At 56.0% G+C, this 25,327-nt stretch carries 24 protein-coding genes, 1 pseudogene, 1 riboswitch and 1 other annotated feature; of the genes and pseudogenes, 6 read left to right on the plus strand and 19 right to left on the minus strand.

Annotated features, from left to right (window positions below; genetic code table 11):
- Nucleotide 1: 1 nt before the first annotated feature.
- The 9 genes and pseudogenes from YWK_RS19975 to YWK_RS21945 form a co-directional block, all read right to left on the minus strand.
- Nucleotides 2-466, minus strand: a complete 465-nt coding sequence (locus YWK_RS19975; protein WP_169727184.1) for a DUF402 domain-containing protein — start codon at nt 464-466, stop codon at nt 2-4.
- 29 nt (nt 467-495) lie between these two features.
- Nucleotides 496-1,710 (minus strand): sporulation integral membrane protein YtvI, encoded by a 1,215-nt coding sequence (ytvI, locus tag YWK_RS19980; protein ID WP_245578618.1) that lies wholly within the window; start codon nt 1,708-1,710, stop codon nt 496-498.
- Nucleotides 1,711-1,869: 159 nt separating this feature from the next.
- Nucleotides 1,870-2,049: a hypothetical protein gene (locus tag YWK_RS0113670; protein ID WP_026965245.1), complete on the minus strand. Its 180-nt coding sequence runs from the start codon at nt 2,047-2,049 to the stop codon at nt 1,870-1,872.
- 170 nt (nt 2,050-2,219) lie between these two features.
- A complete protein-coding gene (locus YWK_RS0113675; RefSeq protein ID WP_026965246.1) occupies nt 2,220-2,642 on the minus strand; it encodes a hypothetical protein in 423 nt (140 codons plus the stop codon).
- Between the two features lie 6 nt (nt 2,643-2,648).
- Nucleotides 2,649-2,870, minus strand: a riboswitch (cyclic di-AMP (ydaO/yuaA leader).
- Nucleotides 2,871-2,944: 74 nt separating this feature from the next.
- Complete coding sequence (locus tag YWK_RS0113680; protein ID WP_035467075.1) at nt 2,945-3,667, minus strand: FadR/GntR family transcriptional regulator; 723 nt, start codon at nt 3,665-3,667, stop codon at nt 2,945-2,947.
- Nucleotides 3,668-3,774: 107 nt separating this feature from the next.
- A complete protein-coding gene (leuS, locus tag YWK_RS0113685) occupies nt 3,775-6,189 on the minus strand; it encodes a leucine--tRNA ligase (RefSeq protein WP_026965248.1) in 2,415 nt (804 codons plus the stop codon).
- Between the two features lie 122 nt (nt 6,190-6,311).
- Nucleotides 6,312-6,556: a binding site (T-box leader), on the minus strand.
- A gap of 84 nt (nt 6,557-6,640) precedes the next feature.
- The gene (locus YWK_RS0113690; RefSeq protein ID WP_051375598.1) at nt 6,641-7,285 is read right to left on the minus strand and encodes a Bax inhibitor-1/YccA family protein; all 645 of its coding nucleotides are present in this window, start codon (nt 7,283-7,285) and stop codon (nt 6,641-6,643) included.
- Between the two features lie 28 nt (nt 7,286-7,313).
- Nucleotides 7,314-8,483 carry an A/G-specific adenine glycosylase gene (gene mutY / locus YWK_RS0113695; protein ID WP_156909156.1) on the minus strand — a complete coding sequence of 390 codons (1,170 nt, stop codon included), beginning with the start codon at nt 8,481-8,483 and terminating at the stop codon, nt 7,314-7,316.
- A gap of 128 nt (nt 8,484-8,611) precedes the next feature.
- A pseudogene (locus tag YWK_RS21945) lies at nt 8,612-9,558 on the minus strand (MBL fold metallo-hydrolase).
- Between YWK_RS21945 and YWK_RS0113705 the strand changes: the two are divergent.
- Entirely contained in the window at nt 9,488-9,706 is a 219-nt protein-coding gene (locus tag YWK_RS0113705; RefSeq protein ID WP_035467077.1) for a hypothetical protein, read from the plus strand. The pseudogene YWK_RS21945 and the gene YWK_RS0113705 sit on opposite strands and share 71 nt — an antisense overlap.
- Before the next feature lie 135 nt (nt 9,707-9,841).
- On the opposite strand, the gene YWK_RS0113710 is transcribed toward YWK_RS0113705, so the two are convergent.
- On the minus strand, nt 9,842-10,480 hold the full coding sequence (locus YWK_RS0113710; RefSeq protein WP_245578619.1) for a ribonuclease FAU-1 family protein: 639 nt from the start codon (nt 10,478-10,480) through the stop codon (nt 9,842-9,844).
- Nucleotides 10,481-10,611: 131 nt separating this feature from the next.
- Between YWK_RS0113710 and YWK_RS0113715 the strand changes: the two genes are divergently transcribed.
- The 4 genes from YWK_RS0113715 to YWK_RS0113730 all read left to right on the plus strand — a co-directional run bounded on the left by YWK_RS0113715 (nt 10,612) and on the right by YWK_RS0113730 (nt 14,189).
- On the plus strand, nt 10,612-11,520 hold the full coding sequence (locus YWK_RS0113715; protein ID WP_026965254.1) for an ABC transporter ATP-binding protein: 909 nt from the start codon (nt 10,612-10,614) through the stop codon (nt 11,518-11,520).
- Nucleotides 11,521-12,267 (plus strand): ABC transporter permease, encoded by a 747-nt coding sequence (locus YWK_RS0113720; RefSeq protein WP_026965255.1) that lies wholly within the window; start codon nt 11,521-11,523, stop codon nt 12,265-12,267.
- An 86-nt stretch (nt 12,268-12,353) separates the two neighbouring features.
- Nucleotides 12,354-13,550: a sensor histidine kinase gene (locus YWK_RS0113725; RefSeq protein WP_026965256.1), complete on the plus strand. Its 1,197-nt coding sequence runs from the start codon at nt 12,354-12,356 to the stop codon at nt 13,548-13,550.
- A 36-nt stretch (nt 13,551-13,586) separates the two neighbouring features.
- On the plus strand, nt 13,587-14,189 hold the full coding sequence (locus tag YWK_RS0113730; protein WP_026965257.1) for a response regulator transcription factor: 603 nt from the start codon (nt 13,587-13,589) through the stop codon (nt 14,187-14,189).
- A gap of 24 nt (nt 14,190-14,213) precedes the next feature.
- Here YWK_RS0113730 and YWK_RS19990 read toward each other — a convergent pair whose 3' ends face one another.
- From YWK_RS19990 to YWK_RS0113770, 8 genes are all read right to left on the minus strand, one after another.
- Nucleotides 14,214-14,756, minus strand: a complete 543-nt coding sequence (locus YWK_RS19990) for a hypothetical protein (protein ID WP_051375600.1) — start codon at nt 14,754-14,756, stop codon at nt 14,214-14,216.
- A gap of 273 nt (nt 14,757-15,029) precedes the next feature.
- A complete protein-coding gene (locus YWK_RS0113740; RefSeq protein WP_026965259.1) occupies nt 15,030-15,287 on the minus strand; it encodes an HPr family phosphocarrier protein in 258 nt (85 codons plus the stop codon).
- Between the two features lie 134 nt (nt 15,288-15,421).
- Nucleotides 15,422-16,351, minus strand: a complete 930-nt coding sequence (whiA, locus tag YWK_RS0113745) for a DNA-binding protein WhiA (RefSeq protein WP_026965260.1) — start codon at nt 16,349-16,351, stop codon at nt 15,422-15,424.
- 41 nt (nt 16,352-16,392) lie between these two features.
- Nucleotides 16,393-17,547: a gluconeogenesis factor YvcK family protein gene (locus YWK_RS0113750; protein ID WP_035467080.1), complete on the minus strand. Its 1,155-nt coding sequence runs from the start codon at nt 17,545-17,547 to the stop codon at nt 16,393-16,395.
- Between the two features lie 3 nt (nt 17,548-17,550).
- Complete coding sequence (gene rapZ, locus YWK_RS0113755) at nt 17,551-18,417, minus strand: RNase adapter RapZ (protein ID WP_026965262.1); 867 nt, start codon at nt 18,415-18,417, stop codon at nt 17,551-17,553.
- Between the two features lie 38 nt (nt 18,418-18,455).
- Nucleotides 18,456-19,397 carry an ROK family glucokinase gene (locus YWK_RS0113760; protein WP_035467083.1) on the minus strand — a complete coding sequence of 314 codons (942 nt, stop codon included), beginning with the start codon at nt 19,395-19,397 and terminating at the stop codon, nt 18,456-18,458.
- A 62-nt stretch (nt 19,398-19,459) separates the two neighbouring features.
- On the minus strand, nt 19,460-19,933 hold the full coding sequence (locus tag YWK_RS19995; protein WP_051375601.1) for an NUDIX domain-containing protein: 474 nt from the start codon (nt 19,931-19,933) through the stop codon (nt 19,460-19,462).
- 236 nt (nt 19,934-20,169) lie between these two features.
- Nucleotides 20,170-21,903, minus strand: a complete 1,734-nt coding sequence (locus tag YWK_RS0113770; RefSeq protein WP_026965264.1) for a cyclin family protein — start codon at nt 21,901-21,903, stop codon at nt 20,170-20,172.
- 249 nt (nt 21,904-22,152) lie between these two features.
- Here YWK_RS0113770 and argS point away from each other — a divergent pair, with 249 nt between their 5' ends.
- A complete protein-coding gene (argS, locus tag YWK_RS0113775) occupies nt 22,153-23,853 on the plus strand; it encodes an arginine--tRNA ligase (RefSeq protein ID WP_026965265.1) in 1,701 nt (566 codons plus the stop codon).
- Between the two features lie 112 nt (nt 23,854-23,965).
- Here the strand turns inward: argS and YWK_RS21125 are convergent, their stop codons facing one another.
- Nucleotides 23,966-25,312 carry a peptidoglycan DD-metalloendopeptidase family protein gene (locus tag YWK_RS21125; protein WP_051375602.1) on the minus strand — a complete coding sequence of 449 codons (1,347 nt, stop codon included), beginning with the start codon at nt 25,310-25,312 and terminating at the stop codon, nt 23,966-23,968.
- Nucleotides 25,313-25,327 lie beyond the last annotated feature (15 nt).

The raw sequence follows: 25,327 nt of genomic DNA on the forward strand, positions 1-25,327 counted from the left end.
TTTACTGCGATGAACACGACCGCACGTACGCCCGCCATCGGTTCGCCGTGGCGGGCGAAAATGGGCCTCTCTGCTGTTTCGCGAGCGCGACCAGTTCGGCTTTTGCATCCATCACGCCCGCGCACCAGCGCGGCGGATAACTCCCTTTCCTCACCTCGTATTCATCCTCATCCAGCACCTCGACACCCGTTGCTGTCACCATGACATCCACGTCCAAATCGGTAAACACCACCGTTTGTCGGTCAACCAAGTAGCACAGCGGTGCAATCACGTTGCAGTAATACTCCGTTGCCTGCGGTTTGAGTAGGATGAAAACCTGATAATACGCCTTCGGCCAGAACAACGCGACGACAGGATACGGACTAGACCACTGCCGGCCATCCTCTTCCTGGACAGGTGTGTTCGCAGGGATGAAGAAGGCCCAAGGTTCATCTGTTGCGTATACCTCAGGCCAGATCCGATGCATTCGCCCATCTCCACGTAGACTTTGAAGCCTCATGTCCTGGACGTCCTTCCCTTCTGCACAGAATGGTCAGATGACGGCGTACTGGGCGTGTTGCCCAGCAGATCCACCGTGCCCTCTGGCTCTGCACATGGGGTGGCAGGTGGCAGAGGTGACCCCGGTTCCGCTTCTGGGAAGAAATCCATGAACAGCCGAATCCGCAACAGAGATTTGATGCCAATCAGCACAATCGGTCCAAAAAACAGTCCCAGAATCCCCATCAGTTTCATGCCGACGTACATGGCGAACAAGGTGGAAAGGGTGTCTAAGCCGACACTGTCGGCCAAAATTTTCGGCTCCACGACGTGGCGGATTAACGAAATCGCGAGTTGCAACAGGAGCACTTTGATGCCGAGCGGGACATCGCCAATGACCAGTGCACCGATGGCCCAGGGCACCGTGAGAATGGCGGACCCGAGAATGGGCACCAGTCCCGAGATGCCGAACAAGATGCCCAGGATGACCGCGTACTGAATCCCCGCTATCCACATGCCGATGATGCCTAGCACAGCCGACATCAACATCAGTACCACCTGGGCCCGAATGGTGCCACCGAACGCCTTCATCATGTCGTTCGTCACCACGCGAACCTTGTCGGACCAACCTGGGGGCAGCGTCTTCAGAAAACTGTCGTACATCTTGTCGCGGTTGACCAACATAAAGAACGTCGTAATCAAGGCAATCACAGTCACGAATACAGTGTCCGGCAAATGTGTAATAGCCTGGATGAGTGCACCTGCGAAACCTGAAAACATCGTCTGAACGCTCGATACCGCGTGCTTGACCGTGTCGTTGAGTTCACTCGCAATGGTCGGCGGTAGGTGGCCAAACACGGCCTTACCAAAGGAAATCTGCTCCGTGAACCAGGACTGAATCAATCCGAATTGGTCCGTGATGGTTTGCGTCCACATAGTGGCCTCACGGGCTACCGCAATCACTACGTAGGTTGATATGGCCAGCAAGAGAAGTACGATGCTGACCAATACCGTGATGACAGCGGCGGTCCTGTGGACCCCCCGGTGCTCAAGCTGACGAACCAGCGGCAGCAGCATCATGGCAAAGAAGGCACCCACCACAAACGGGAGTATGTAATCGACCACCTTCAAAAACGCCCAGCAGAGAACAGCGACGAGAATCAACAGCGCGACCACTTCGGCAAATCGCCCAATGTACCGTTTGACAGATGGGTTTTGGGTACGGAACCACACGATATCAACCCGCCCTTCCCGGGAACATCTGCTGCGAGTGGCAACATGACCATGAGCGTTTGGCCCTGCACGATGTCTTGTGTTGCCAACAGCCTGGAAACACGAGAATCAGTGCAAAACCGTTTCGATTGAATTTTTGAAAACGGCGAAAATGACGCTCTACCGTTTCATGACCTTCCGCTTGGTAGCAAATCCAACACCTGCCCCGACAATCGCGACGATGAACAGGACTGCCGCAATCCCTGGCCGGTCTTCCGCCATCATGACACTACCGACGGCAAAGCACGCCATCACCAGCAGCGCCACAATAAAGTACACTACTTTTGCTGTGCTCGACACACGCGTCCCCCCCTTCGACGTCGGGACCCCTCGTCTGTTTGGGGTACGGTAGACTGCCTAGATGATAGCACAAACCTGCACCGAAACACACCAAAACCTGGCCTAACGAGGCCAGGTTTAATGACAACCGTGGTCAGAGACATCACGTTCTGTTTCTGCGACGAACCGATTCAGGCCGTCGCAAAACTCGGTAAATACGAACTCAGCTTCATCCATGCTTGTTCCACGCTGTTTGCAACGACAATGTGATGTGCGCCACAACGGCGGTACAGCGTGTGCCGCACCGGATCTTTCGTGACAACCATCACATGTTGAACGCCTGCCTCACGAACGGATTGCGTAATTAAAGCCGACCGGACGAAGTTGTCGTCCTCGTGTACAATGGCCGCGTCAAACCCTTCCTCTGCCACACGTTTACGCACATCGGAACGGTGCCCGTTCACTTGTAATATGTCGTCCCCAAACCAACGCAATAACTGCCCGTGATGAGCTTCCACGCAATCCAGAATGCGGACGTGAAGTCCCATTTGCCGAGATCTGCGAACGTACGTTAAACTCTCTTTTCCAAAAGCGGCTATCAAAATTTTTGGCATACGCGTTCGTCTCCCTTGCACTGCCTACGAGGTTAGCTGACGGGTCGGGACTGCAAGTTGCCCCTTCTCCACCACAAATCGGCGAGAATTCAACCCCCACTCCAGACGCGCACAAGCGCTGCCATGCGGTGTACACCGATGGGTAACTGTCCAGAATTACGCGGCGTTCCACGGAACGGCTGCGCGGTTCCCCCGCTTCTCCGAAGGAGAACTCGGCATTATGATAGCGCTTACATTTTGTATTATACACGCGCCATTTTCGGTTGAAAAGTGGTATGCGGTTTATTTTCAGAAAAATAGGTCTATAGCCTACTGTATTCCTCTCTGTCCAATTGGCGCAGTCGGCTCCGTTTTTGCAGGATGGCGGCGCTCATCTCATCTCCGAATTCGTACGCAATGGATCTGGCCCGCTCCACATCCCCTGCCGCAACGGCGTCGAACAACTGGCGACACACATCCGTGCCAAGTGGTCGCTCTGGCTGCATGAACCGCAGTTGACTGCGCAGTGCTTCCTGTAGAACACGCACCACGTTCTCCAGCAACACGTTTCCCGTGCACTCGGCAAGTGTCAGGTAAAAGCCTAGTTCGGCCAACACCGCATCTTCCGCGCCAGGCTCGGCGCACTCCAATCGAAATAAGGCCTTGGAGAGCTCCGACAGCCCACTGTCGCTGCATCGTTCTGCAGCGACACCTGCCACCCCTGCCAGGATGGCGGCGGTCAGTTCAAGCAATTGGCTCGCGTGAGAGGGAGCCAACAACAAGGCTGCGTCCAGCGGCTCCATCCACATGTCAATACTGGCCGTCCGCACGTACGTTCCATCTCCATGCCGAAACTCTACCAGTCCCTGTCCGCGCAAAGCGCCCAAGGCTTCACGCACCGTCGCCCGACTGCAACCAAATTGTTCGGCCAGTTCAGCCAAGGGCGGCAGCTTGTCGCCAGGGCACAAATCCCCCGATTCAATCCAGGATCGAATTTGTTCAGCAATGGCCACGTACAATTTCCGGTCTGTGGATTGCACGACCATGAACGACACCTCCGCTACCGACGTCCAACAACAAACGGGCGACAGGGATACTCTTACGCAATTCCCTATCGCCCGTCAAAATCCTTCAAGCAGATGTATCCGCTGGCCTACCCCTTGACCACCAGGTTGACCAACCGGCCCGGCACGTAAATTTCTTTCACAATCTCTTTCCCATCCAACCATTCAGCGACTTCCGGATGGGCTTTCGCAGCCTGGACAGCTGTGGGCGCGTCGGCATCGGCTGCAATGACCAACTTGGCGCGCACGCGACCGTTCACCTGCACCGCAATCTCCACTTCGTCGTCCTTCAGCCACTTCTCATCATACGTAGGCCACGTCGCCTGGAACACGGATTCCCGGTGGCCCAAGCGTTCCCACAGCTCTTCGCCGAGGTGGGGCGCAAACGGCGCGATGGTGACCGCAATTGTTTCCAAGGTCGCTCGGTCAATGCCCGATGCCGCCTCCGCCTGCAACGCATTGAGGTACTCCATGAACGCACTGACGGCCGTGTTCAACCGGAAACTCTCCATGCGTTCGTGCAGACTTGCCAAGAATCGGTGCCGAAGCTTTTCCAGCGATGGCCTGGACGGCGACGGTGCATCGGCGTGGCTTACCACCAGGCGGTATACGCGCCCCAGGAACCGCGCTACGCCTTCGAGACCGTTGGTGTTCCACTCTGCGTCTTCTTCCGGCGGCCCCATGAATAGCTCGTACATTCGCAGTGCATCGGTGCCGAACTGTTCGACGATATCCTCTGGATTCACCACGTTGCCCTTGGATTTGCTCATCTTGGCGCCATTGAGCGTCACCATTCCCTGGTTGAACAAATGTTGGAACGGTTCTTGGAAGTCAATCAGACCGAGATCATACATCACTTTCGTGAAGAACCGGGCATACAGCAAGTGCAGTACGGCGTGCTCCACACCGCCGATGTACATGTCCACGGGAAGCCACTTGTTGACCGCCTCCTTGGAGAACGGTTCCTTGTCGTTCTTCGGATCCGGGTAGCGCAAAAAGTACCAACTGGAGCCGGCCCACTGTGGCATCGTGTCGGTCTCACGGCGCGCCGGTCCGCCGCACTTCGGACACGTAGTGTGGACGAACGACTCAATCGCTGCCAATGGTGACTCGCCTGTTCCGGTCGGTTCATACCGTTCGACGTCCGGCAGGCGGACGGGCAACTGTTCCACCGGCACAGGCACGGTGCCACATTGGTCGCAGTACACAATCGGGATGGGTTCGCCCCAGTACCTCTGCCGCGCAAAAACCCAGTCGCGCATGCGATACGTGACGGTCTGTTCACCGACACCTCGTTCCGCCAGCAGCTTCACGACCGCCTCCTTTCCTTCCTCCACGGAAAGACCGTTAAACGGGCCGGAGTTGACGAGACGGCCGGGCCCAACGTACAGTTCTCCTTCCGCGACGCTTCCGTCTTCCGGAGCCACGACAGTGACAATCGGTAAGCCGAACGCCTTGGCAAACTCGAAGTCCCGCTCATCGTGCGCCGGCACCGCCATGATGGCGCCTGTGCCGTATTCCATCAGCACGTAGTCGGCAATCCAGATGGGAATTTTCTGCCCCGTCAGCGGATGAATCGCGTACGCCCCCGTGAACACGCCCGTTTTCGTCTTATCGATAATCTGCCGAGCCACCGCAGATTTCTTCAACGCTTCCGTGACGTATTGGTCCACCTGCTCCCGCTGTTCCTGGGTTGTGATCTTCTCCACGAGCGGGTGTTCTGGCGCCAGCACCATGTACGTCGCACCATAGAGTGTGTCTGGGCGCGTGGTGAAGACTTCTACTTTATCCTCGAACCCCTTCACTTCGAAGAAGATGCGAGCCCCTTCACTGCGCCCAATCCAGGCTGCCTGCATGCGCTTGACCTTGTCCGGCCAGTCGAGGCTCTCCAGGTCGTTCAGCAGCCGGTCTGCGTAGGCGGTGATCTTCAGCATCCACTGGTCCATTTCCCGCTTCGTAACTTCTGTGCCGCAGCGTTCGCAACACCCGTCCACCACTTCTTCATTTGCTAGTCCCGTCTTACAGCTCGGGCACCAGTTGATGGGCATCTTTTTCCGGTACGCCAAGCCGCGCTCGAACATCTTCACGAAGAGGAACTGCGTCCACTTGTAGTAGTCCGGATGGCTCGTATTGATTTCCCTATCCCAGTCGTACATGGCGCCGATTTCCTGCAGCTGTTTCTTGAAGTTGGCGATGTTTTTCGCCGTCGACACGGCGGGGTGAATCCCCAACTTAATCGCCGCGTTTTCCGCTGGCAGGCCGAACGCGTCCCAGCCCATCGGGTGTAACACTTCGTACCCTTGAATGGTCTTGTAGCGGCTCCACACATCAGAGATGGTGTAGCCGCGCCAATGTCCCACGTGCAGCCCGTTGCCGGATGGATACGGAAACATGTCCAGGCAATAGTACTTCGGCTTGCCGCTGTTTTCGTTCACGTGGTGCGCACCGGTCTGTTGCCACCGTTTGCGCCATTTCTGTTCAATCTCGCGATGATTGTAGTTCACCCTGACCACTCCTGCTCGTCAATCTACGAATGGATGCTTTAGAGCGATTTGCAAAATTCCTCGTGTGCTGAACCAGTTCGATTTTGCAAATCACTGACATAATGAATAACCTCTCGTCCAGCGTATAGGACGAGAGGTTGGAATCCCGCGGTACCACCTATATTGAGTATTCAGACGCTGCACGTGCAGCTCCGAACCACTCCCCTTGCAGCCAATAACGCTGGCTCGCGTTTCGCAGTACTGGCATCTGCTTTCCCGCGAAAGCCTCCGAAACGAGTTCGCAATTCTCACCTGGCCGACTTTCACCTCAACGCCGGCTCTCTGTACAGGTGCGATGACTGCTACTACTTTTCTTCAACGGCTCCATATCCACCTTGATCAATGATTATAATCCGTGTCCGAACGCGAATCAAGGTAAGATACGAATCAGGCACAGGTGTACCGCCCCTGCTTACCGTCTGTCAGACTGAAGCACCCCAAAGAGGCGCAACACGAACAGCAACAAGTTGACGAAGTCCAAATACAGGGACAGGACCACCCACGGGATGTCCCGTTCCGCGATTCCGTTGTGGGCAATGCGGTTGACATCAAACAACACGTAGCCAATGAAAATGGCGATACCCAGGAGCGAGTAAATCAACTCGGCCATCGTAGAAAATCCAATGAACAGAGACACCACGCCCATCCCGAGCACCGCGAGCAATCCAACGAGCAGGAATCCGCCCAAAAACGAGAAATCAAAGCTCGTCCGTGACGCCACCACGGCCGCAACCAGGAATGCACCAGCGCTCACGCCGATAGCCTTCAAGACCACTGCAGCCCCGAGCGTGTACGCATAGTAGTGCAGGGTTGGCCACAGCGTGATCCCTGAGATGAATGTGAACGCCAAAACAAACGGCATACCGATGGCGCGCCGCCTCTGCATGAACATGGCGACCACAATCATCACCAACTCGACAATCATCAGAATGCCAATCACCGCCGTCGGGATCTGGGTGCCTGCCCACACGCCCAGAAACGCAGACACGAGACTGAGACAAAGCCCAAAAAACACTTTTCCCAACAAGGAACCTCTGGACAGTACATAGGTTTCCATTCTTGCGTTCCCTCCTCACATTCGTAGTTTATCCATAAATTTGTTGCAATAGTTTCTCATAGACCCTTGGCAGCGGCAACGTGTGCACCTCGTTCAAAGGTACTGGTCTACGGTGGTCTGGTTCAGGCACCGGAAGGCCGCGCTCTGTAAAGATGGGCCGGAACACGTGAACATCCCACTCCAGATGTGTAAACACATGTTTCTCGTGGGCAATCTTCGCGAACGAAGGGAGGTCATCCCCGGCTGGCGCGCGCTCTGCATGCAACCGGTAGACCCACTCGGCAAAACGCTCCTTCAAGGCCCGCTCCAGCGCCAGGTCGTCATGGCCCGCGGCTCCTACCTCCCATGCAGGAAGTTGCCACATGCCAGCCAACAGTCCGCTGTCAGGGCGCTGTTCCATCCACAACTTGCCGTCGGCTTCCCACCACAGGGCCACCACGTCGATACATTTCCGATCCGCTTTCTGCTTACGCACAGGCAGCTGTTCCACGACGTTTTCTGCTCGCGCGAAGCAGGTGTCCGCCAGCGGACACTCACTGCACTTTGCAGATTTTGGAACACACACCGTGGCACCCAGCTCCATCAGCGCTTGCGTCAGGTACCGGGGCTGCTCCTCCCGAAGCCACTTCGCCACGTGTGCAGTGACGGCCTGCCGAGCGGCAGCGGTTTCAATCGGGTGGAAAATCCCAAGAAACCGAGTGACCACGCGAAGCACGTTGCCGTCGACGGCAGGAACCGGTTGATTGTAGGCGATGCTAAACACCGCCCCCGCTGTGTACGGGCCGACCCCTGGCAACGCCCGAAAGTCCTCCAACTTCTCGGGTATCCGTCCGCCATGCAGAGAGACCACTTGTTGGGCGGCTCTGTGTAGGTTTCTGGCGCGGGAGTAGTAGCCAAGCCCTTGCCAATGCTTCAGTACCGTCTGCTCATCTGCAGCTGCAAGTTCGCGAACGGTCGGAAACGACTCCATGAACTGGTGGTAATAGGGAATCACTGTCTCTACCCGCGTCTGCTGCAACATCGTCTCACTGACCCAAATGGAATACGGATCCAGTGTCTCCCGCCACGGCATGTTACGGTGGTGATGTTGATACCACAGTACAAGTGTATGTGCTTGTTCTCTGATCTTCACTGGTTCTGTTGTGTTGGTTTGATACATTGGATTGACTTGGACCATACTCATCTCCGTTGGACGCAAGCTGCACAATGTCTCCGTCAGCCGCAGTTATTTGTTCGCCGAGAATGTTAACACACCGTTGTCTACGGCCACGCAGATGAAACCCTGCTCTACGGCCTCCGCCACGTACGCCCCGACGGTGGTCCGAATCAGCAACCAACTGCCAGGGTTGGACGGAGTGAGCTGGAACGCGTCGCACATGCGTTGCACCATGGCGTCCAATCCCAGTGGCTCACCTTGCACCAGCTGCAGGACCTTGGCGTATGCAGACTTGTGTCTATCGACGAGATACGCGACTGATTCGCTCGCATCCTTTGTCGGTACGCCATGCCGGGAACAACCCATTCGGCATCGACGGCTGGAATCGACTTGGCACTCTCCAGCGTCTCCGTGTAATTGACCATGTACGGGAGCCCGAGCTTGTCCACGACGGGTGGGTCAAAGTACCCGTCCGCTGCGAAGAAGACGCCATCCACCCGAATGCCGAGCTGCCCGTGCGCATGGCCAGGAAGGGGAACGCATTGAAATTCAACATCACCAATGGCAAACGTCTGTCCCCCCTGGAGGTCCACGTGCACAGGGCTGGCGTCCGCCAGAAGAAACTTGTTGCGAAGCGCCTCGAACGGTGCAGCGCCTTGCCAAAGGTACTCGGGTTCAAATCGCGGCCTGCGAATGACGTCTGCCTCTGCCTTCGGTGCGTACACCGTGACTTCCGCTTGCGCGAGGATGGCAGCGTTTCCGCCAAGTGGTCGGCGTGCGCGTGCGTGTTGACGATGGCACATACGCGCATGCCCAACTGTTCCGCTACCTTGAGGACACTTTTCCCAGCGCGCTTATCAAGTCCTGTGTCTACAGCGACCATCCCTTCGCTCGTCATCACCAGACCGATGTTGACGGCGCCTGCAATCATTTTGACCCGCTGGGTTAATTCCACGATTTCCATGTTTTCCTCACTCCTTTCGCAAATGTGGACGAGTGACTGCGACCACGTCTGGATACAATACGGTTCACGGGAGGTGCTTGCCATGTGGGAAATCATGAATGGTGTGGCCACCGGCATGCGCAGACGCTTCATGCCGCGACGCCATAACGGCATGGGCACGATGACCGCGATGCTCCTTGGCGCGAGTGTCGGAATTGCCGCTTGGGAAACAGTACGACGCAGTCGAGTGATTCCAACGGGCAATAACAACGCCGACGTGACCAAAGTCGCAGACGACGTTCTGGAAAGCTTACAAGACTAAAGGTCTACTGTGTGCGTTCATGACCACACAGGCAGCAAAAGAGGCGGCACAACCTGGTGCCGCCTCTTATTCCCGTTGTGTACGCCACAGCGTACCCGCTGTTGCTGGAGTAGTGGCTGGCCACCTGGACAAAAACTATGGATGGCGCCGATGCGTGCCGTACTTTTGTTTCCAAATGGCATAAGACAGCCGACTGCGCTTGATGGAGTCGACAAACCGTTGCGTGTTCTCGAGTACGCGCTTCGCTTCGGCTGTACTGATTTGTCGAAGAGCAACCGCCTCCCCGAACTCTTCCATGTCAATGATGTGGTAATACGAGCGTTCGTAAATCAATACGTCGATGTACATGTCCTCGACGTAGATGTACTCTTGATCTTCCCAGACCTTCACAAGGTCGACGTAATGATCAAACCGCAGTCTTGGGTGCTTCACCTGAGATCCGTTGTCTATACACGTACTTACGCCAATTCCCCACTGCGGATAAATCTCTCGAATATGGTGCGTATACCCGTGCTCGAAGGCAGGGCGTTGTACTGAGACGAATCCAGGCCGTCGGATGAGCCGCTCTATCTTGAAGGGCTCGTTGCTGCGGTCAATACCACGTTCTTCTCGCTTATGGATCTGTTGGACACGGCCAGGTCTCAACGCCATCCCTTGATTGGCTCCTCCTCTGTCAAGTGCGTTTGCTTGTGCGCACCCGTGCGCTGCCCGTGCAGCGCCCATTACCTTTCCCTTTAGCGTACCACTACTTACAGATGTGAACAACACGACCACGTCGTGACTCCACTCGAGAAGACATGACACATGTCACCTGATTGTAGTGACACCGATGACTACAGCTCGAGCCTCCCTGCCTGTTACGATACTTCCAGACTTGGAAATGAAGTGACGAGAGGAGATTCCAAATGGAGCACGCAGTCGCATTTCGGAACGTAACGAAGCGATTCAAGCAAAAGACAGCCGTGCATGATCTCAGTTTTACCATCGAACCTGGCACCGTCGTGTCACTCCTAGGCCCGAACGGTGCCGGCAAAACGACGTCCATCTCCATGATGTTAGGACTCACCCGCCCCACGTCCGGCACTGTCCGTCTGTTTGGGCAAGATCCAACCCATCCCGTCAGTCGTCGGTACATCGGCGCCATGCTTCAACAAGTGAACTTGCCGCCAGGGCTCACAGTGGAGCAATGCGTGAACCTGTTCCGCAGCTACTACCCCACGCCGCTCCCGCCGAACACCCTGATGGACATGTCCGGATTAGCGAAAGAGGCAAAACGCCGCGCCGACAGACTCAGTGGAGGACAACGCAGACGCTTGCAATACGCGCTTGCAATGGCAGGAAATCCAAAGTTGCTGTTTCTCGACGAACCCACCACCGCGATGGACGTGACGTCGCGCCGTGCGTTTTGGGACCAATTGCGGCATTTCGCCGCGCAACACGGAAAGACCGTGATATTCACGACGCATCACCTGGACGAAGCGGACGGCATATCGGACAGAATTCTGCTCATTCACGAGGGGAAGCTGATTGCCGATGGGAGTCCCACCCACATCAAGAACATGACGGGGAACCGCTACGTCTCCTTCATCGCCGGCCCTCTGCTTCAAGAGGAGTCCCTGCGAGCACTGCCGTTTGTTGAGCATGTGGAAAAAAGCGGACGCAAGGTCCGGGTGCGCACCAAAGACTCGGATGCTCTGTTGCGCGCGTTGATCATGGGAGGTTACGACGCAAGCCAGTTTGAAGTCACGGCGGGCGCGCTGGAAGACGCGTTTGTCTCACTGACAGAACCGAATGCTGAAAGGAAGGCGATATAAGTGAACGCGCTGCTGAAACAATGTCAGTTCGAAGCTGTCCGTGCCCTGCGAAACCGACAGTTCATCTTTTTCTCCGTGCTGATGCCACTCATCTTTTACTTCATCTTCGTGAAAGTGAACGGAGGCAACATGCAGGTGGAGGGCACGGCGTGGAAGGCGTACTTCCTCATGTCGATGGCTGCGTTCAGCGTCGTTGGATCCTCTATGTTTGGATTGGCCGGTCGTGTCGCGTTTGAACGAACGCAGGGATGGTTGCGCCTGGTGCAGACAACGCCACTGCCGCACTACGCGTACGTCATCGGCAAGTGCCTATCCCAACTGATGGTCGGACTGGTATCCGTCGTGGTATTGTTCCTCGTCGGCGCGGTGTCTCAAGGGGTCGACCTAAGCGTCGGCCAGTGGGGCATCTCCCTGTTGTGGCTGGTGCTTGGTTCATTGCCCTTTGTCGCCATCGGGATACTCGTTGGCGTGCTGTTTTCTACGGAAGCGACGTACCTGGTCTGCAACATTCTGAACATGGGACTCGGTATCCTTGGAGGGCTGTGGTGGCCAATAACAATCATGCCCAAGGTCATGCAACATATCGCGTACGCAACGCCGACCTACCGATTTGCTCACGTGACCTGGCAAGTGATTGGAGGAAAGTCCATTCCGGTTGAGGACGTCGCCATCTTGCTGGGCTACCTCGCTGTCCTCGTCGCTTTGACACTGTGGGTGCTGCGCCGCAAACAAGTCCAAGACGCGTGATACTTTCGGTATAGTAAGGGTAGTTCGTTCGCGAATCGGTAGATTTGGACGCCACGAGTGTTCACGTCGCACAGGGGGGATGGTCCATGCGTAGATCCATTTGGGCAAAGTGGCCGACGCCACCCAATCGTCGCGCGAAATTTTTCGTCTACGTGTACCTGCTCAACCTGTCCATCCCAATGGCTTACTTGTGGATGTTGCCCCCCGAGCGAGCACTCGTGGGACTCGTACTCATTTTGGTATTCGCTATGGTCTATCTGTGCACCATCTACGGCTCGCGTCGCCGAGCATTGGTAGGGATTTGCCTTGAGGTGGCTCTCATGTTAACCATGATGGCCGCCCTGGGCATCGGGTACGTCTGGATGATTTTCTACCCGGCAGCTGGAATCGGATTGCTAGGCGATGAAAAGAAAAGAACGGCGGCGATGTTGGCTGCGATGGACGCACTCGTGATTGCCACGGCGTGTCTGTTGTCACTGCGGCAAGACGTTGGCACTGGAGACTTGGTCATGGTATTGTCGGCACTCATCGCATCATCAGCGGCCAGCTTTAGCGTCATGTGGCAAAATCGGACCATCCGCCAGCACCAGCAGCTGCGCAAAGCGAACCTGCAGATTGAGCGACTGACCAAAGTGGCAGAGCGAGAGCGCATCAGCCAGGACCTACACGACGTCATGGGTCACGAATTGTCAATGATTACACTGAAGGCCCAGCTGGTTCAGCGGTTGGTGAAACGCCATCCAGAACGGGCAAGAAGCGAAGCGCACGATATTGAGCAGGCTGCCCGCCAAGCGCTGACCAGGGTGAGGGAGTATATCGCAGATATCCGGCAACCTCGCGTGGAAGAAGAATGGGAGGACGCCGTGAAGTTGCTAACCGCGGCAGGCATGGAGTGCCTTGCGGAGATGCAGGTGAGGCCTGGCGATGATGGACAATGGCACCACGTGTCTCAGGCGCTCGCGATGTGCCTACGTGAAGCTGCGACAAACATCGTGCGCCACAGCCGCGCCCGAACGGTGTTACTCAAGTTGTGGATTGAATCCGGTATCATTCATTTGTTGATAGCGGATGACGGAGTAGGATTCCCGCAACTTCGCGGGATGGAGTCAGGACAGCGTGGCAACGGCTTGAACGGCATACGCGCGCGAATGGCTGCGGTGCAAGGAACGGCCTATTTTTGGTCCAACGGAGCGCCGACGACGAAGACCACGCCGCCACTTCCCGACGTCATCCCTTGGCGAAAGGGAACCGCGATTCATTTGTTCGTCCCAATGGACCCATGAAACCGTTTGGCCGAACAAGCTTGAGGGGGAAGACACATGATCAAGCTGTTGATTGCTGAAGACCAGGTCCTGGTCTGCGAAGCACTGGCTTCACTGCTCAACATGGAAGATGACTTGGATGTCGTCGGCACCGCGCGAGACGGCGAAGAGGCCGTCAACCTGGCCCTGTCTCTGCGACCAGACGTCGCCCTCGTGGACATTGAAATGCCGAAACTCAGTGGACTGGATGTCGTTCAAGTCCTGCAGAACCAGCTGCCACAGTGCAGAACCATCGTCTTGACGACGTTCGCCCGCCCTGGCTACCTGCAAAGAGCGGTGAAGTCTGGAGCCAGCGGATACTTGCTGAAGGATGCCCAGGTGGAGGAACTGGCAGACGCCATTCGTAGGGTGTACCACGGAGAAAAAGTGCTGAACCCGGCGCTCATGATGGAAGCGTGGTCCATGGACAATCCTTTGTCCAAGCGGGAGTTGGACGTTTTGCGACTGGCAGCGCGTGGACTGTCCACTCGCGACATCGCGGCACAGTCCTACTTGTCTGAGGGTACCGTGCGGAATTATTTGTCCGAGATCATGTCCAAACTGAACGTCCAGACGCGACAAGAGGCCGTGAAGATAGCAACGGAAAAAGGTTGGCTGTAGACGAGCGTGCAGATTGGGGGGGAGTCAGTCAAAGAAGCGAAACTTACGCGGAACACGAAAGCTCTTGGAGCGCTGCTCTGCGCTTTTTTTAGCCCGGATTTGTATTGGGGTGCCGCGACGACGCGCAAACTTCAACCGCTTCCCGCTGACCTTCTTTCGAAGGGCCCAGACACCGATAGCGATACCTGTGGCCCCCACAACCAATGCCACCCAGCGCATCGGCACGGCTTCGTACGGCAACGCGTAAGTGAGCGTACTTGGTGTATGGCCTTCAATCACGACGAACTTCCCGTCCGCATCAAATGTCCGGGCATTCGGCGGCAACAAGTTCGTTTGTCCTTGGTTGTAAAACTTCAAATACCCCTCTTCATCCTGCCCTTCGTACTTCCAATCGTTGATGACCGTCTCTCCCGTCGTGACTTGGTGCCACAGGGGATTGGCAGACTGAAACGGGATGACGAGCTGGTACAGTTCAAACAGTGCGACAGCGCCCAATAGACCTGCCCCGAGCAACAACAACCGTTTGCGGTTGAAGTTCCCCTTTCGCACGCGGAACCGATTTCGCACTGCGCCCCCTCCATTCCCATCATGAGCGATTTGCAAAATTCCTATTGAACGGTTCAGCACGCATCATAGATGGTGCCTGCGTTTTGCAAATCGCTGATCAAGTCTTATTGATAACGTATGACTTGACGGAGTTGGACAGAACGTGCATGTCTTAGCGAAGCCCAGGCACACAAACGGTCATACAGGTTCACCCGTGTCGACGCAGGCGAAGATACAACAAAACGGTGCCCCTCGAGCCGATTGGACACCGTGTCTATCAATCACTGTGCAGCATTATGCCTCCTTGGATACCATGTCCGCCAGTCGTTCAACGGCTGCGTCCGCATCAGAACCGTCCGCCCGAATCAGGATGGTTTGCCCACGTGCGATGGCTAACGACATAATCCCCATGATACTTTTGGCGTTGACTGACTTCCCTTCCTTTTCCACGAAGATCTCACTCGAGAACCGATTGGCTTCCTGGACGAATAACGCTGCCGGCCTTGCGAGCAACCCGGACCGAAGCTGCACCGTCACTGATTTTTCCACCATCTAGCCCCCCTCCTTCACTCCAGTTTCGTCCCCCTGCTGAGGGGGAAGTCGTTGTGCCAAGTATACCACGGTGTGAAAGCGCCTCCCAAGGTGCACCTCGCACACATCTGTTACACCCGTGTAAGGCAAAATACTCACATCGACTTTCGCAGTTTGTCAGCAATCTCCTCTAGTTTTCGAAAACGGTGATTGAGACCTGATTTGCTGACTTTGTGACTCATTCTGTCGCAGAGCTCCTGAAGATTGACTTCTGGATACTTCCTGCGAATTTCTGCGACCTCACGAAGTTTATCCGGTAAATTGGACAATCCCATGTGGTCGTCGATAAATTGAATGACTTCCAGTTGCCGGACGGCCGCACTGATGGTCTTGTTCATGTTCGCGGTTTCACAGTTGACCAACCGATTCACTTGATTGCGCATGCCTTTGAGAATACGTACATCCTCAAATTTCAACAGTGCCTGATGTGCGCCAATCAGGCTCAAAAACTCGACAATCTTCTCGCCTTCCTTGAGATATACGACGTACCCCCGCTTCCGCGCAATCACCTTTGCGTGCAGTCCGTACTCATTCATGAGGGACTGAATTTTGCGTGCCCATTCTGCATTGGTAGCCGTGATCTCCAAGTGGTAGGAGGTGCTCCCCGGATCATTGACGGAACCGGATGCGAGGAACGCCCCCCGCAGAAACGCTCTGCGGCAACAGGATTTCCGCTTGCGGCTCGGCACCACCGCAATCGTTCTCCCGTCTTCGTCGAGCCACCCCAGGCCCACCAATGGGCCAAAGGCGTGCAAGGGGACGCGTACGGCATATACGTTGTTCTTCTTCAAGCGCATCTTCTTTCGCACAAAGACCTCGGGGTGGATGTCAAACAGCTCCCGCAACTGCGTATAAATGCGGCGAGCCGTAGCCACGTTTTCCGTTTCAATCTCCAGTAGTCGGCGGTTGTCCGAAGTGGATAGGCGGCCAATGAGGCCAACGATAGCTTCCAGTTCCGCCTGCTGGCAGCACGCATCTTCTTGGATGAGCGTTAGTTCCTTCTTGGTTTGGGCCGCAAACGACACGTGTCATCCCTCCCGTCGCAGCAAAGCTCCAGGGGCATCCCTCAGCTTTGCCGTTCGTAGCCAATCAAACTGACAATTTGCTCCGCCACCAGGCGGGCGTCATGTCGGGCGTACGTGGCGTAGTGCACGAAATTGCGGGCAATCACGCGGAGGCCAAGCCGATTGAGTCGTTCAATGTCCACCAATACCGGGTACGACTGCTGCGCCTGGTACTTTTCCAGTGCCTCAGGTGGCAGTGATGCTGCATTTACAATAATATAGTCAAACAATTTTCGAGAGACATGATTATAAATGACCTCAACGTGGCGCGACGCGGAAAACGCGTCGGTCTCTCCGGGTTGAGTCATAACGTTGCAGACGAATATCTTCTTGGCCCGGCTGTTGGCAATCGCCTCTGACAGTCCTGGCACCAACAGATTCGGCAAGATACTCGTGTACAAACTGCCTGGCCCAACGACAATCGCATCCGCCTCACGAATGGCGTCCAATACTTCAGGTAACGGTTCAACGTCACTCGGCACGAGTTCCACGCGTTCAATGCGTCGGTGTGACTCCGGAATGTGCGATTCGCCCTCGACTACACTTCCGTCATCGAGCACAGCGCGGAGGATGACGTCTTCCTTAACCGCTGGCAGGACGCGCCCGCGCACAGCCAATACTCGGCTGGTCTCGCGGATGGCTGACTCAAAATCCCCCATAATGTGCGTCATGGCTGCAAGGAACAGATTCCCAAAACTGTGCCCAGCCAGACCTTCCCCACTCGGGAAGCGAAACTGAAGCAGCCGTTCCAGCAACGGTTCGGTATCAGCCAGCGCCACGAGGCAGTTTCGAATATCTCCCGGAGGGGGCATGGCAAAGTCGGATCGAAGTCGTCCTGAACTTCCCCCGTCGTCCGCCACCGTCACAACGGCTGTCAAATCGATGTCGAACTCTTTAAGCCCACGCAAGATCACTGAAAGGCCGGTGCCCCCGCCAATGGCGACAATGCGCGGCCGCCGCTGCAAATGCTTGGTTTTGCGGCGGCTGGCTCGAAGTTCACGCCACCACCCGTAGGCAAGAAGCCCCATGGCAAAGACGAGCACAGTGCCACCCACCCAAAAACCATGGCTGCCGAAACGGGTGAGGCCAAGTGTTCCCGCCAAAATGCCGCATCCAAAACAGCCAATGGTCCAAGCCCACAACCACCAGGTTTTCACCAGCTAGCCCTCCCGTCGGCTGTCCCGGTGCGTCAGGGACGCGGCCGTTCGGTCCTTGATGTGATTGTGCAGGTGGCGGCTGATGGCGACGGATCTGTGCTTGCCGCCGGTGCAGCCAATCCCAATCACCAAGTGCGACTTCCCTTCCTTGGTGAACTGCGGGATGAGAAAATCCACCAGTTCCTCCGCTTTCTTGAGAAATTCCTGGGTGGCGGGCCACTGCATGACGTAGTCGTACACGGGAGCGTCTTCCCCTGTATACGGACGCAGCGATTCAACGTAATGGGGATTGGGCAGGAAGCGAACGTCCAGCACCATGTCTGCGTCAATCGGGATACCGTACTTAAACCCAAACGAGATAATGTGAACTGGGAACAATGCCCCCTTTTCGGAAAACCGCTGAACCAGTTCCTGCTTTAACCGACTTGGTTTCCAGTCGCTCGTGTCCAACAGGATATCTGCGTCGTCGCGCACTTGGCTGAGCGCCAACCGCTCTGCCTGAATCCCTTCCAGCAAGCGAGCCCCGTCGACAAACGGGTGCCTGCGCCGCGTCTCTTTGAAGCGGCGGACGAGCGTCGCATCGTTAGCGTCGAGAAACAACACTTTCACCCGTACGTGCGGGTTTGCGCGGAGTTGGCGCACCGTGTCCACGAGTGGCTGAAACAAATCTCCCCCGCGCAGGTCACACGCAAGGGCCACCTTCGTGAGCTTGCCGCTGGATTGCTCCACCACTTCGACGAACTTGGGAATCAACGCAGGTGGCAAATTGTCGACGCAAAAATACCCAATGTCTTCTAAAGACTGCATGGCCACCGTCTTTCCTGCCCCTGACATCCCCGTAATGACGAGGACCTCAATGCTCTCCGTCATGACGCTCGCCTCCTCGTCCCTCTATGACAAGGGTATGCTCAACGACGCCGCGCTACGCGTTGCTGAATCAGTCGAGCAGCTCCAACCACTCCGGCGTCGTTTCCCAATTCTGCCGGAATAACTTGCGCCTCATGAATCCGCTCAAGAGAATACCGTTCAAATGCCTCGCGGACCGGGCGTAAGAACAACTCTTGCGCCTTAGAAACACCACCGCCTATGACAATACAGTCCGGATTAAGCGCGGTGGCCGCGAGCGCAAGTCCATAACCCAGCCAGTCTGCTGCCTCTGCGACCACTTCGCGAGCCTCTGCCACACCTTGTTCGGCCAGGCGGAATACATCGGAAGCACCGTGAATCTGGACGTCGCCGTTTGCATGGCTCAGGCGTTGCCGCGCGTTGCGGATGATGGCAGTGGCGGAAGCCACCGTTTCCAGGCAGCCCGTTCGCCCGCAATTGCACAGCATCCCGCCGTGTCTCTGCACGGTCAGATGACCAATTTCCCCCGCCATGCCGTTCTTACCTCTGTAGATTTCACCATCCAGGACAATGCCGCCGCCGATGCCGGTCCCGACGGTGACACAGAGGAGATGGGACTTGCCTCTCCCGGCTCCAATCCAACATTCCCCCAGCGCCGCCAGGTTTGCATCGTTCTCTACAGCCACCGGTCGATGGAAGCGCGCCTCAATCAGTTGGGGGAGCGGAACCATCTTCCACCCGAGGTTGACAGCCTCTACCACCATCCCTCGCACCGCGTCGAAAAACGCCGGGACACCAACCCCGACACCGACAACATCGTCCAGAGACAATCCTGCCTTGTTTGCTTCCTGCACATACGTCGCGTGTAATCTATCCAAAAAATCTTCGATTCCGGTCTCCGGACGGGTTGGAAACTCCGCACGGTGCAAAATGGCGCCGTCATCCCCGATGAATGCTGTCTTGACGGAAGTCCCTCCGATGTCTATCCCGTACAACACTGTCACTTACGCGCCTCCTTGAATGCACACATACACCAGGTGTTTTGCAAATCGCTTACATCTCACCATCAAGCCTTCGGTTCCAGGCTCCAGTTCAATAATTGTCGGTTCGCGTCGTACCGAAACGAACCAAAGTACACTCGCGACTCCCCTGCCTCAATGCTTTGCAAGGTGCGGGTGACCATCAGCCGATCCCCTTCGTCCATCGGCAAATCAGCCAGTTTGTCCGCTGTCACCACGTCCAGCTTCCCTTCCTTACACTCCGTCAGGAGTTCTCCTCCGACACACGTGGCAGAAAATTGCGCGATGAGACGTTCCGGCGAAGTACTTTGTTCGTCCATATATAAAAGATGTACGCCCCGTAGCACAACGTTGTCCACCAACAGTCCTGCCTCTTCGAGCATCTCTCGCTTGGCCGCGGACGGCCAGATTTCATCTGGATTGACCTTTCCGCCCGGCAGAACCCACCAGCCACGGCGCGGTTTTTGCAACATGACAAAACCGCCGCGATACGGCGTGAAGCAGTTCACGATGATTTGCACCTACCTCACCTCATACCGCTAGCATAGCATGGAAGCTGCCCATAAAAAAAGTTGGCGCCCTTTGCAGGCGCCCAATGTAGTTCTATTAAAAAAGGGGGTCAAATGTGATGCACCTACATCGTAACCCCCTTAGATTTCATTTGTGTTACAGCGGGTTTAAGAAAGTGTGACATTGCCATCTGAATTGTGGATTTTGTGGTCAGCGATTTGCAAAATCGCGACATGGAAAGCTGCGGTTATGGCATTTTCACGAAGAAATGCGACAGCCGCGCCGCGGCCTTGCTGACAGACGACACAGAGACGTGAAACGCCTCCGCAATGTCCTTCTGTCGCATCGGTTCACGGTGCCGCTTCAACACGGCGTAGATCAGGGCGGCAACCCAAATGTCTGGCTTGCCGATGGTAAAGTCCGTCCGTTGGAATGCGTGCTTCACGAACGCAATCCATACTTGTTTCGCTTCCCCGATATAGCGGGACTTGTGGGCCGTTCTCAACCACTGTTCTACCGCGTTTGCAATCCGCTGCCACTCTGGATTCACCGACAGGATGATGTCGCGCGGAACCTCAGACATCCGCATGGACGTCAGTTCCCCGTCCTTGTACAGCTCCACTCTTCCCCGTGCGCCCATGCGTTGGAGTGCGTACAGCGCGACCGCTTGCAGGGAAGGCGAGATATCCGCTCTCTTGAGGAAGGCGCGCAACGCTTTTTCCGCATCACTGTCACCAATGTGCGACAGTGTACGAATCACCGCGTGCTGCGTCTCTTCACCGCCGTGGCGCAGTCCCCAGTACAGGGAGGCGCGCAGCAGCGGATCGGACCGCCAAGCAGAGAGATCTGCCTGTTGCAACCGACGGCGCATCTTGGTGAATTGCACCTGTAGCGGCAAATCGTACTGATAACTGACGCGCAGCGGTTTGCCCAAGCGCTCGGCCCGCTCGACGCACTCCATGTAGTACGCCGCAACTTCCTCCATGTCGCTGTACTGACTGAGAGTCTTCCACCAACGCTTGGCCAACGCGTACTGTCCGGTATTGGCCGCAGCCGCTGCGACGGAGTGCAACAACGCCGGTTCTGGTTGTTCTACAATCTGCTCGAGTTTCCGAAAGACGCTCAGCGCGGCCGCGTGCTCGCTAACCAGCCCCAGTGTCGTACCTAACTTCATCGCGTGATCATAGTTCAGCGGAAACACGTTTTTCAGCTTCCGAACACAAGCCTCAAACGATTTCCGAGGTCCAACGTGTGCGAAAAAAACAGTCAAGTTGCACAGCGCGTGAATATTGTCTGGTTCTTTCTCCAGCACAGACTCACCGGTGCGAATGGCTCGCTCGTACTGCCCAGTGTAGTAGTAAGCTAACGACAAGTTATTACGTGCCGCTGTATTATCCGGTTCGCGGGCGATGACGCGCTCCAGCCATTCCACGGCGGCCTCAAATTGTCCGCTTTCCAACAAATGCCGACCGTCGCGCTCAGCCGATTGCTGTTCCTGTTCCTTTCGCTTCGCTTCCCACCGTGCGTACGCGCGGCCTCCACCAAACTCATCCATCAAAATGTCGAGCATCTCGACGGCTTCCTCCGCGTACTCTCCGTCCGGATCAGCGTCCAAATAGCCGAGTACGCACTCTTCCGCCGCCTCGTACTGCCCCATGTTGGCGTAGTTGTTCGCTAGGTAAAACCGACATTCGGCCATGCCTGGGTCAATCTCTTTTAAGACGTGCAACAGAATCTCGTTCGACGCCTCAAAATCGCCCATTTCGGATAACACGCCAGCCAAGTTACAATGGTTAATTGGGTTTTCCGGTTCGTATTCAATGGTTTTGCGAAACGCCTTGAGTGCGCGCTGGAGGTCGTTCCGTTCCAAGAACCGCACACCGCGCTCAAAAAAGAAGGCGGCGTCCAAGCGCATGGAGATCACTTTGCCGTGTGGTTTGCTGCGCTTTTGAGAAGGTTCTGTCTGTAGGTTCGAGTCCATGCGGACACCTCCAGTCCATTTCAATGTCATCCCGATATCTATACTCAACGGTTTGCACAATCGCGACTGATGGAATACGGCCAACCGCTCATGTTATCATCACTGGAATTTCACGACATGTTATTATGTGAACTTCACGGTATTTAGAGTATATCACAGGGGCCACGTAGGATGAAGTTTCACCACGGCCTTTGGCACGTGGTATAATGACTCAATTGATGACCGGAATTGGAGTGAGAGAAAACGACGATGCTTCAGCAAAAGACTGCGATTGCCAAGTTCGTTTCGGACGCGCTCAGCCTGCCCGAAGCGGATGTCTCCACCATGATTGAATACCCACCGAACCCAGAGCTGGGCGACCTCGCGCTCCCCTGTTTTCGCTTTGCGAAAACGCTGCGCAGAAGTCCACAAGACATCGCCAAGGACGTCGCAGGTGTCCTGTCCGCAACCGGCCAGTTCGCCAGCGTCGAAGCTGTGGGCGGCTACGTGAACGTGAAGTTGCAACGGGAACTTGTGTTCAAGGACGTGGTCCGAACCCTTCAGGAGGACCCGGAAAAACTGTTTTCTCGCAAGCGCGGCGTAGGCCGGACAGCGGCCATCGACTACTCTTCACCGAACATCGCGAAACCGTTCAGCGTCGGTCACTTGCGCTCCACCGTCATTGGCCAGGCGATTGTCCACATGCTCAAAGCGGACGGATGGAAGGTCGTCGGCATCAATCACTTGGGTGACTGGGGCACGCAGTTCGGCAAGACCATTGTTGCGTACCTCAAGTGGGGCGACGAAGAGGTTGTTCGCCAGAACCCGGTGCGCGAGCTGTTTAAACTGTACGTGAAGTTCCACGAAGAAGCGCAGGCGAATCCGGAACTCGAGGAAGAAGCCCGCGAATGGTTTAAAAAGCTGGAAGATGGTGATCCAGAAGCCACCCGCCTCTGGCAGTGGTTCATCAGCGAAAGCCTCAAAGTATTCCGCAGCATGTACGACCGCCTGGGCGTGACGTTCGACCACTACTTGGGCGAAAGTTTCTACAATGACAAGATGCAGGCTGTCGTAGACGAATTGCGCGACAAAAACCTGTTGGTGGAAAGTGAAGGCGCCGAAGTCGTGGATTTGTCCGCGTGGAACATGCCACCGTGTATCATCGTCAAGTCCGACGGCGCGACCATCTACGCAACGCGCGACCTGGCCGCCGCTAACTACCGACATGATGAGTTCGGCGCAGACACGCTGATATACGTGGTCGGGGCTGAACAGACACTGCACTTTTCGCAGGTATTCAAAGTCCTGGAACTGATGGAACGGCCATGGGCCAAGAACTGCAAGCACGTCGCCTTCGGCATGATGAAGTACAACGGCGAACGCATGTCGACGCGCCGCGGCAAAGTGGTGTACTTGGAGGACGTGCTCGAAAAGGCCGTCGACGAGGCCCGCAAGATTATCGAAGAAAAGAATCCGAACCTCGCCGACAAAGACGCCGTGGCCGAAGCCGTCGGCATCGGCGCCGTCATTTTCAACGACTTGAAGTCTTACCGCATGCACGACGTCGACTTCCGCTTCGAAGACGTACTCAACTTCGACGGCGAGACAGGGCCGTACGCGCAGTACACGCACGCACGCGCTTGCAGCGTGTTGCGCAAAGCGGAAGAGTCTGGTTTTCAGCCTGCAGACGACTTTCAGGTAATGGGTGTACACGACTCCGAATGGCGGCTCATCTATCAACTCGGACAAGCACAAGAAGTATTGGAACGCGCCGTCGACGACCTGGATCCTTCGCTCATCGCGCGGTTTGTACTGGACGTCTGCCACGCCTTCAACCGCTTTTACCACGACTGTCCGATTCTCAGCGCAGAAGCGGAACGCGCACAGCGTTTAGCCTTGACGAATGCAACGCGGAAGGCGCTGGCGTACGGGTTACATCTGCTCGGCTTGAAGGCTCCGACAGCGATGTGATATCAGTGACTCTCTTCAAACAACAAGGCACCGCTGACGCGGTGCCTTTTCTATGTCTACGCCCCGACTGACGTCTGGCTTTGACGCTTCGTAAGACAGGGGTATGATGTCGTCACATGTACGGCGTCGGTGGAACCGGCTTACCATGGATTCTGACTTCATAGTGCAGATGTGGGCCAGTGACGTGACCGGTCGCTCCGGAGTAACCAATCAATTGCCCTTTCGCGACGGTTTGTCCAGCGTGAACCACGGGCCGAGACATGTGGCCATACACCGTTTCAATGCCGTTACCGTTGTTGATTTTCACCCAGTTGCCGTAGCCACCGCTGTTCCAGCCCGCGTCTTCCACCACGCCGTTGTTCGACGCGTAAATCGGCGTTCCGACGGGACACCCGATGTCGACGCCCGGGTGCATTTCACCCCCGCCCAGGGATCTCCACCCAAACCCGGATGTGATGTCGTGATAGGGGCTGGGCCATTGCCAATTTCCGTCAGCCACACCGGCGTTCGTGCCTTTTTTGACGACTTCAGCCACGGGCTCCTGGACCACTTCCTTCTGCACGACAGACTGCGCAACGAGCAACCCGTTGAGGTACTTGAGGTGAATTTTCTCAACCGCCTTACCGGGCTTGCCAGGCGTCACCACAGACACCTTGCCGACACCCAGGTGATTGTCCTTTACGTAGTGAGTCTCGTAGGGAATGGTGACTTCCTTGCTCACCGTCTGTTCTGCACTGACCTGTAACAGAGGCTGGTTCTGATGTTTGGATGTAGACACCGGGTCTTTGACCCCGGCGATAACTGCAAGGCTCGTTCCACGCCCGGCCAGCGGCTGGTGTGCAGGGTGCAGGATATAGCGCACAGCCGCATCCGGCGACATCACTTGGGAGGCACTGACGACAACCGGGTGATACGCCACGTTGCCCACAAACTGAACCTGTGACAGATCCGCGACGCCTTTCGGTGCCAGAGCTTGCCGAACCATGGCTAATACTTTGGTCGCAGACAACGTATCTTCCGTGTAGACAATGGGAGATCCATTCGACGTGATAGCGACAGCTTGCGTCGGAAGGCTCGCCACAGCCTGCCAGTCGTAATCACCGGGCACATCTGTGTGGACGTTGTGAAAACGTAAATCCACATGGTACCCAAGTGCAATTTGCTGCATAGATTCTTGTACCTTGGGGTCATTGGGGACCATGCCGACATACGTGCCGTCCGTATATACCTGTTTCCACTCGGATGTATGTTGAATCTGGTTGATGGCTGCGTAAGAAATTCCGAACAATACGGCTGCGGACACCGCGCTCGCGATATACAGGCGCGGATGTGATACCCGAGTCCATTCTTCTCTCCAGTACTTCTTCCATCGTTGCCAACGTGTGTGTTCCTGTTCTTCCTTGCGGCTGGCAGTACGAAGGCGATGGATGACGCCTTGCATCTTGGCTGTCAGCTTCACTCGACGAATCCCTCC

The sequence above is a fragment of the Alicyclobacillus pomorum DSM 14955 genome (assembly GCF_000472905.1).
In the GTDB taxonomy this organism is placed as follows: Bacteria; Bacillota; Bacilli; order Alicyclobacillales; family Alicyclobacillaceae; genus Alicyclobacillus_A; species Alicyclobacillus_A pomorum.